Source organism: Pseudomonas sp. C6002, from assembly GCF_013385805.1.
GTDB lineage: Bacteria > Pseudomonadota > Gammaproteobacteria > Pseudomonadales > Pseudomonadaceae > Aquipseudomonas.
Genome location: NZ_JACAPH010000053.1, coordinates 317 through 9,566, shown reverse-complemented (window position 1 = coordinate 9,566; position 9,250 = coordinate 317). Strand labels below are relative to the sequence as shown.

Sequence of the window (9,250 nt, the reverse complement as noted above, 5' to 3'; positions counted from 1 at the left end):
CAGGCCGCCGTGCTCTTGCTTTTGCTTACTTTGGGGGGGTTCCAAAGTGAGCCGCTGTAAGAGCGGAACCATAAGCCGCCGTGACCGAAGAAACGGATATGCCCCCACCCCCACCCCCACCCCCAGCAGAATCACCCTCCCACCCCCCACCCAACGCCGTATACAAATTCACCTCCGCCACCAACTGCGCCAACCGATCAACAATCAACGCCTGCTGCGAACTGAACAACGACCGCTGCGCATCCAGAAACACCAGATTACTGTCCACCCCACTGCGATACCGGTGCTGAGCCAGGTCGTAATACGTCTGGTTGGCCCGAACAAAATCCCGCTGCGCCGCCAGTTGCTCGTTATACGTTTGCCGCGCCGCCAGCCCGTCCGAGACTTCCTGGAACGCGGTCTGAATCGACTTCTCATACTGCGCGACATAAATGTTCTTCTGAATCTTCGCGTAATCCAGGCTGGCCCGCAGGCTGCCCGCATTGAAGATCGGCAGATTGATCTGCGGCTGGAACCCCCAACTCCCCGAGCCCCCCTGGAACAATCCCGACAGATCCTTACTCGAGGTGCCCGCGTTGGCCGTCAGCGTAACCGAAGGAAAAAACGCCGCCCGCGCCGCGCCAATATTCGCGTTGGCCGCCTGAAGCTGATACTCGGCCTGCACAATATCCGGCCGCCGTTGCAGCAGGTCCGACGGCAACCCGGCCGGCACCCGGGCTACCAGGTCGTCGGACAGCGGCTGTGCCGGCAAAGAATCCGGCACCGGCCCACCCACCAGCAACGCCAGGCTGTTGAGGTCCTGGGCTACCTGCCGCTGGTAGCGCGCAATGCTTGCCCGGGTGCTTTCGACACTGGTCCGGGCCTGGATCACATCAATCGACGTCGCCTTGCCCGCCGTTTTACTGCGCGACGTCAGACGCAGGCTGTGCTCGTCCGAGGCCAGCGTCTGCCGGGCCAGGGCCAGCAGTTCCTGGTCGGCGCGCCAGGTCAGGTAAGCGTTGGCGACGTTGGCCACCAGGCTCAGTTGCGCGCTGCGCCGGGCTTCTTCAGTGGCCAGGTATTGCAGCATCGCCTGCTCACTGAGGCTGCGTACGCGGCCGAAAAAATCCAGCTCGTAGGCGCTGACGCCCAATGTCGCCGAATAGGTAGAGGTGATCGCAGACTTGCCGGTGGTAGTGGCGCGCCGCGGGACTTTCTGGCGGTTTTCGGCACCCGTGGCAGACACCGCCGGGAACAGGTCGGCACGCTGGATGCGGTACTGCGCCTGGAACGCTTCGACATTCAGCGCCGCCACCCGCAGGTCACGGTTATTCACCAGGGCCTGGCCAATCAACTGCCGCATCACCGGGTCACGGAACAACTGTTGCCAGTCAGGCCCGGCGGCCGATGGCCCCACCCGGTCCGCGTTATACACCGGGTAGTGCGCCGGGGTCGGTGCCTCGGGCCGCTGATAGTCCGGGATCAACGAACACCCGCCAAGCACACACGCCACGCCGAGCATCAGTTTTTTCATCACGCGCCAACCATCCATTTGGCCAGGCCATGCCGGCCACTCACGCCCAGTTTGGCCGCCGCGCGCTTGAGGTAGGTTTCGATGGAGCTGTTTTTCACGCTGAGTTTCTCGGCCATCTGCGGTACGGTTCCGCCGGTCAACAACCCCAGGCAAACCTCCTGTTCCCGCGCCGATAAGGTGATGTCACTGAGTGACAGGCGTTTATAGAATTCGCGCTGCAATTGCGACTGCTCCAACGGAGTTTTAGAGGGCTCGGGCGCTACCGGCGGGGCCTGTCGATTGATCTGCGCGTGGCGCTCGATCAACGGCAGCAAGGTTTCCGAAAGGCTCTTGAGAAACGACAGCTGCGCCAGGGAAAAGGCGCGTTGGGTGTGGGGCCGGTAGAACGAAATCACGCAGCGCCGATTGGCCTGGCGCGATACCAGGTTGCACTGATGGGAGGTGCCGCGGGTGTGGGTGCTGTCGGCCTTGGCATTCATCTGGATCAACAGCGGGTCGTTCATGCCGAGCATTTTTTTCAGCAGCGGATGATCGTCGCGGTGATGCAGGGTGCGCGGTGGCGGCAGGTCCTGCTTCAACCCGTCGCTGCCAAGTAACTTGATATCGAGCACGCAGGCCTGGTGCTCGTCGAGGGTCCATTCACTGAGGTCTACCAAGTGAACCGGTACCAGCTTGTTGACCAGTTGCAGCATGTTCGCTGCGAAGTGTTCAGTGCCGGTGCTTGAAATCAACTCTCCCAACTCGAAATAAAAATGCGGATTTTCCATATTCCGAATACTGCTGGTCAGACTCATAGCCATCTCATCCTTGATGTCGAAAACCGTCAACGGTTGCCCGTACGTGTGCAGGCCTCCCGTTCTCCTTGAACCTGGGTCGGTGCTCGAGGCTTCATTTAGCCACGTGGATTTGTCCTACGTATGTAGCGGAAACGAGGGACACAACCTGCCATAAAAAGCGCGCCATTATTTCGTCATTTCCGACAGGGATATAGGCTGAAGCTGCAGGGTAAAAGGATTTTAGAGTTTGTTAACTAGTTGATATAAAACATATTTACTCAATTTTCTCGACATGCCCGGCTATATGGCATCGGCCAGATGTAGCCAATCTCCTACATCCATTTAATCGTTTCAGCACTGAACCATCAGCCAACCCCGGCGCGGTACCCAGGCTGTCCGGGTTTCGGGTGACATACGGCACTCCGGGGCGATGCTTAAATCCCGTTGATTTCGCCTCAATGGGGCGTTGTGCGCCTTATCGACACCTCACATGAGAAGGATCTTATGACGTATTTCCCCCTGACCGCCGCCCAGCGGGATATCTGGCTCGACCAACTGCGCCTCGGTGACTCGCCGCTGTACAACATCGGGGGTTATATCGATCTCACGGGCACCGTGAATCCCGCATTGATCCAGCGAGCCATCGAGCACCTGGTGGCCAAGCACGACGCATTGCGTACGGTGTTGCAGGTGGCGGCTGATGGCTTGCCACGGCAGGCGTTTGCCGAGGCGATGGCGGTATCGGTGCCGCAGCATGACGTCTCGCGCCAGCCGGATCCCCACGCGGCCGCCGAGGCCTTGTTGCAGGCGCAGATGGCGCGAGCCTATGCGTTGGTCGACGAGCCGTTGTTCCGCTTCTTCCTGGTCAAGCTCGATGACCAGCATTACCGCCTCGGCACCCAGGCTCACCACCTGATTCTCGATGGCTGGGGCTTTGGCCAGATGCTGCAATCCCTTGCCGGGATCTACAGCGCCCTGGAGCAGGGCCGACTACCGGACCTGTCGGCGCCGTCCTATATCGACTTCATCGACAACGATGAACGCTATCGCGAGTCGGCCCGTTACGCCCGGGACCGCAGCTACTGGCTGGACAAATACCAGGCGCTGCCAGAGCCGCTGCTGACGCGCCGTTACCAGGCCAAGGGCGATGCGCCGAGCAACACCCTGGTAGCACCGTTTCCGGCGGCGCTGCTCAATCGCATGGCGCGGGCGGCGAACCATTACCAGGCGTCGGCGTTCCATGTGTTATTGGCGGCGATGTACCTGTACTTCAGCCGCACCGGCCAGCGCCAGGAGTGGGTGGTGGGGCTGCCGATACTCAACCGTTCCAATGCACGCTTTCGTTCGACCCTGGGGCTGTTCACCCAGGTCAGTGCCGTGCGCTTGCAGTTCCGCGACGACCTGCCTTTCAGCGCCCTGGTGCGTGGCGTGCGCGACCAGCTCCAGCAGGATTTCCGACATCAACGTTTCCCGCTGAGCGAAATGAATCGCGAGCTGGGTTTGCTGCGCGCCGACCGCGGCCAACTGTTCGACCTGTCGGTGTCCTATGAGCAGGACGACCATGAATTTCGCTACGGCCAGGCATCGGCCCGGGCGATCAAGGTGTCCAACCACCATGAGCCGTTGCCGCTGGCGATTCACTTGCGCAGCAATCGCTACCACGACACGGCGTGCCTGCACTGCGTCTACAACGAGGCGTACTTCCAGGCACACGAGGTGCAGGCCCTGGCCGATCGCCTGGTGTATGTGCTGGAGCAGGGGCTGGAAAACACCGCGCTGCCCCTGGCTGACTTCTCGCTGATAACGCCCGAGGAAACCGCGCAGTTGCAACGCTGGAACGCCACCGCCCAGGCCTATCCCGCAGCGCAAACCCTGCATGGGCGCGTCGAGGCCCAGGCCGCGGTGACCCCGCATGCGGTGGCGGCGGTGTATCAGGGGCAGCGATTGACGTATGACCAATTGAATCAACGGGCCAATGCCCTGGCGCGGCAGCTATTGGTGCTCGGGGTAAAGCCCGACGACCGTGTGGCGATAGTCGCCCGGCGCGGCCTGCAGACGCTGGTGGGCTTGCTGGGGATTCTCAAGTCCGGCGCCTGTTATGTCCCGGTGGACCCGGCCCATCCTGCCGAGCGCCTGCACTACCTGCTCGATGACAGCGCGCCGGTGGCGGTGCTGACGCAGACGGATTTGCTCGAGCGTCTACCGGTATTGAGCGTGCCGGTCATCAATCTGGATCACGCCACGGCGCAGTTGGCGCGCAACCCGCAAGTGGCGATGACACCCGCCAACCTCGCGTATGTGATCTACACCTCAGGCTCCACCGGCCTGCCCAAGGGCGTGATGGTGGAGCACCACACCGTGGCCAACCTGGTGGACTGGCATTGCCAGGCCTTCGATTTGCACGCGGGCAGCCATACCGCCAGCGTTGCCGGTTTCGGGTTTGACGCCATGGCCTGGGAGGTCTGGCCAGCGCTGTGCGTGGGCGCGACCTTGTACTTGCCGCCGGCCCACGACGGCGCCGAAGACATCGACGCGCTGCTGGCCTGGTGGCGCGCGCAACCGCTGGACGTATGCTTCCTGCCCACGCCGGTGGCCGAGTATGCTTTCAGCCAGAATATCGAACACCCGACTTTGCGCACGCTGCTGATCGGTGGCGACCGCCTGCGCCAGTTCAACCAGGCGCGCAGTTTCGCGGTGATCAACAACTACGGTCCCACTGAAGCCACCGTGGTTGCCACCTCGGGCCTCGTTGAGGCCGGGCAGGCGCTGCACATCGGCAAACCCATCGCGAATGCCGCGGTCTACCTGCTGGATGAGCAACAGCGGCCGGTGCCCATCGGTACTGCAGGCGAGTTGTACGTCGGCGGGAAAGGCGTGGCGCGGGGCTATTTGAACCGCCCGGACATGACCGCAGAGCGTTTCCTTGATGACCCATTCAACCCAGGCCGCATGTACCGCACCGGCGACCTGGCGCGTTGGCTGCCGGATGGGAATATTGAATATTTGGGCCGCAACGACGACCAGGTAAAAATTCGCGGCGTGCGTATCGAGCCGGGGGAAATCGAGTCCGCCCTGGCGGGTTATGAAGGGGTCACCGAAGCGGTGGTGCTGATACGCGAGGGGCAGCTGTTGGCCTGGTTCACCGAGCACGCGCCGGTTGCGATTGAAGCGCTTCGCGCCCATCTCAAGTCACGCTTGCCGGATTACATGGTGCCGCAGGCCTACGTAAAGCTGGACGCGCTGCCCCTGACGGCCAACGGCAAACTCGACCGCAAGGCCTTGCCGGCACCCGGTGCCGATGCATTTGTCAGTCGAATTTACGAAGCCCCCGAAGGGCCTACGGAAATCGCCCTGGCGCAGATCTGGGCCGATGTACTGCACGTCGAGCGGGTGGGGCGGCATGACCATTTCTTCGAGTTGGGCGGCCATTCGCTGTTGGCGGTCCAGTTGGTGCAGCACATGCGCCAGGTCGGGTTGCAGGCCGACGTGCAGGTGCTGTTCGGCCAGCCGACCCTGGCCGCACTGGCGGCAGCGGTCGGCCAGGGCACCGAGCTTGAGGTGCCGGCCAACCGTGTTCCGGCAGGTTGCCAATTGATTACTCCGGACCTGCTGGCGCTGGCCGAACTGGACCCGCCGACGATAGAACGCATCGTCGCCGCGATCCCCGGTGGCGCCGCCAATGTGCAGGAGATCTACCCGCTGGCGCCGTTGCAGGAAGGCCTGCTGTATCACCACATCACTGACGAGCGCGATCCGTACCAGCAACACGCGATGTTCAGCTTTGCCCGCCGTGAACAGCTGGAAGCGTTCGCCCAGGCGCTGCAACAGGTGATCGACCGCCATGACATCCTGCGCACCAGCCTGGCGTGGGATGCCCTCGAACAACCGATGCAAGTGGTGTGGCGCAAGGCGATTCTGGACGTGCAATCGGTGGCCCTCCAGGGCGATTCAATCCTCGAACAACTGCGCGAACGCCAGCGGCCACTGGACTTGCGCAAGGCGCCGCTGATGGCCCTGGATTATGCCGAAGACCCGCAGAACCGCCGTTGGGTGGGCATGCTGCGTTTCCATCACCTGGTGAACGACGCCACATCGACGCAAGTACTGATGGCGGAAATCCAGGCGCATCTGCTTGGCCAGCAACAGCAATTGCCGGCGCCGGTGCCCTATCGCAACGTGGTCGCCCAGGCCCGGTCAGCGGAACGCCAGGCCGGGCACGAAGCGTTCTTTCGCGGGCGGCTGGCGGATGTCGACGAGCCGACCCTGGCCTTCGGTTTACAGGAGCGCCAGGCGGATCGCCGTGACACCGAGGAAGCCGACGTGCTGCTTCCCGACGCACTCGGCCAGTTGTTGCGTGAGCAGGCCCGCACCTTGGGTGTCAGCGCGGCGAGCCTGTTTCATCTGGCGTGGGCCCAGGTACTGGGTCGCGTCTCGGGCCGTGACGATGTGGTCTTCGGTACGGTTCTGCTGGGACGCCTGCAGGCCGGTGAGGGCGCGGACCGTGCCCTGGGCATGTTCATCAACACCTTGCCGCTGCGGGTACGCCTGGCCGGGGTGACGGTGAGCGAGGCGATCAGGCAGACGCAGCAGCAACTCAGCGCCTTGCTCGCCCACGAGCAAGCGTCCCTGGCGTTGGCCCAGCGTTGCAGCGGCGTCACACCGCTGTTCAACAGCCTGCTGAATTACCGGCATATCTCGGTCGAGGCACTCGAGGTGCTGCAGCCCGGCATCGAATTGCTCAGCAGCGAAGACATTCTCAGCTACCCGCTGATGTTGACGGTGGACGACCTGGCCAGCGGTTTCCGGCTCAAGGCCAAGGCGCCCCGCAAGGTCGGTGCCCAGCGCCTGCTGGACTACCTTGGCACGGTGCTGGCGGGATTGGTGGAGACGCCCGAGGCGCCGCTGTTCGAGGTGCAGGTGCTGCCCGCGACCGAACTGCAACAGCAACTGGTGGACTTCAACGCCAGCGAAACCGACTACCCCGTGGACCAGACCGTCCACGCCCTGTTCGAAGCCCATGCCCGGCACACACCTCACGCGGTGGCGGTGCAGGCCGGTGAGCAGCAACTGACTTACCGCCAGCTCAACGAGCGCGCCAACCGCCTGGCCTATCACCTGCGCGAGCGCGGCGTGCGGCCGGATTCGCGGGTCGCCTTGTGTGTCGAGCGCGGGTTGGACCTGGTGGTGGGCTTGCTGGCCATCCTCAAGGCGGGGGGCGCCTATGTACCGTTGGACCCGGGCTACCCTCGCGAGCGTCTCGCCTACATGCTGCAAGACAGCGCGCCGGTCGCCTTGCTGGTACACGGCGCGACCCGCGATTTGCCGGGGGCGGTGTCGATACCGGTGATCGACCTCGACCACGGCGCCTGGCAGCAGGCGCCTGAAGGCAACCCGCGAGTGCCGGGGCTGAGCGTACGCAACCTGGCGTACGTGATGTACACCTCCGGCTCCACCGGCACGCCCAAGGGCGTGATGATCGAGCATCGGGGCCTGGGCAACCTGATGCACTGGGGCTCGCAACTGTGCCCGAATGCCGAGGGTGGCGCGTTGTTGCAGCGGGCGCCGTTCAGTTTTGACGGTTCGGTGTGGGAGCTGTTCTGGCCGCTGACCAATGGCATGCGCCTGGTCCTGGCGCGTCCCGATGGGCACCGTGAACCGGCGTACCTGGCGCAGGTGATTCGTGAGCAACAGGTCAGCGTGATCAAGTTTGTGCCGGCGATGTTGCAGCAGTTTCTGGAGCTGGAGGAGTCTGCGCTTTGTACCAGCCTTACCGACGTTTTATGCGGTGGTGGGGAGCTGACAGAGGCCTTGGCCCGTGGGGTTCAGGCGCGGTTGCCCAAGGTGCGCTTGCATAACGTCTACGGACCGACCGAGGCGACGGTGGACAGCAGTGCCTGGACGCTGGAGCCGGGTGCGCCGGTGCCGGGGTTGCAGTTGCCGATTGGGCGGGCCATCAGTAATACCCGGCTTTACGTATTGGATGAGCATGATCGGCCGGTGCCGCTGGGGTGCAGTGGGCAGTTGCATATCGGCGGGGTGGGCGTGGCTCGCGGGTATCTGGGGTTGGCGCAGATGACGGCGGAGCGGTTTATCGATAGCCCGTTTGTGGCGGGGGATCGGTTGTATCGCACGGGGGATCTGGTGCGGTATTTGCCGGACGGGAACCTGGAGTTTCTGGGGCGCAATGACTTTCAGGTGAAGCTGCGTGGGGTGCGGCTGGAGCTGGGGGAGGTTGAGGCGCGGTTGGCGGCGCATCCTGCATTGCGCGAGGTGGCGGCGTTGATTCGGGATGAGCGGTTGGTGGCGTATTTCACTGTTCGTGATGCGGTGCCGGGGCTTGAGGCGTTGCGCAGTTACATGGTGGAGGGGTTGCCTGAGTACATGGTGCCTTCGGCGTTTGTGCGGGTGGAGGTGTGGCCGCTTAATCCGGCGGGGAAGCTGGATCGCAAGGGGTTGCCGGAGCCTGGGGTGGAGGCGGTGTTGAGTCGCGCCTATGAACCGCCTCAGGGGGAGGTGGAGACGGTGATTGCTGGGGTTTGGGCGCAGGTGCTGAAGCTGGATCGGGTGGGGCGTCAGGATCATTTCTTTGAGTTGGGGGGGCATTCGTTGTTGGCCGTGGGGGTGGTGGCGCGGCTGCGTAAGGCGGGGTTGGAGGTGGATGCCCGGTCGTTGTTCAGTCAGCCGACGGTGGTGGGGTTGGCGGGGGTGGTTGGGAAGCGGGTGGAGCGGGTGGAGGTGGTGCCTGCTTTGGGGATTCCGCAGTTGGGGCGTAGACGTAGGATTTGAGTGGTGGTGTGGTGTGTATATCCGTTATTTAGGTAACGGCCACCTATGGTTCCGCTCTTACAGCGGCTCACTTTGGAAAAGCCCCAAAGTAAGCAAAGGGCTCTGCCCCGCCTGTCGGCGCCTCGCTGTGGCTCGGCGTTCCCTCACTCCGGCATTGCTCCGCGGGCCGCCGCGA

At 63.3% G+C, this 9,250-nt stretch carries 3 protein-coding genes; 1 reads left to right on the top strand and 2 read right to left on the bottom strand.

Annotation, left to right across the window (positions count from 1 at the left end):
• Positions 1-25: 25 nt before the first annotated feature.
• Both HX817_RS30785 and HX817_RS30780 read right to left on the bottom strand, forming a co-directional pair.
• The gene (locus HX817_RS30785) at positions 26-1,513 is read right to left on the bottom strand and encodes an efflux transporter outer membrane subunit (RefSeq protein WP_256348855.1); all 1,488 of its coding nucleotides are present in this window, start codon (positions 1,511-1,513) and stop codon (positions 26-28) included.
• The gene (locus HX817_RS30780) at positions 1,513-2,307 is read right to left on the bottom strand and encodes a helix-turn-helix transcriptional regulator (protein ID WP_008430236.1); all 795 of its coding nucleotides are present in this window, start codon (positions 2,305-2,307) and stop codon (positions 1,513-1,515) included. Before HX817_RS30780 ends, HX817_RS30785 begins: the two co-directional genes overlap by 1 nt.
• Before the next feature lie 486 nt (positions 2,308-2,793).
• On the opposite strand from HX817_RS30780, the gene HX817_RS30775 reads away from it, so the two are divergent.
• A complete protein-coding gene (locus tag HX817_RS30775) occupies positions 2,794-9,075 on the top strand; it encodes a non-ribosomal peptide synthetase (protein WP_177042357.1) in 6,282 nt (2,093 codons plus the stop codon).
• Positions 9,076-9,250 lie beyond the last annotated feature (175 nt).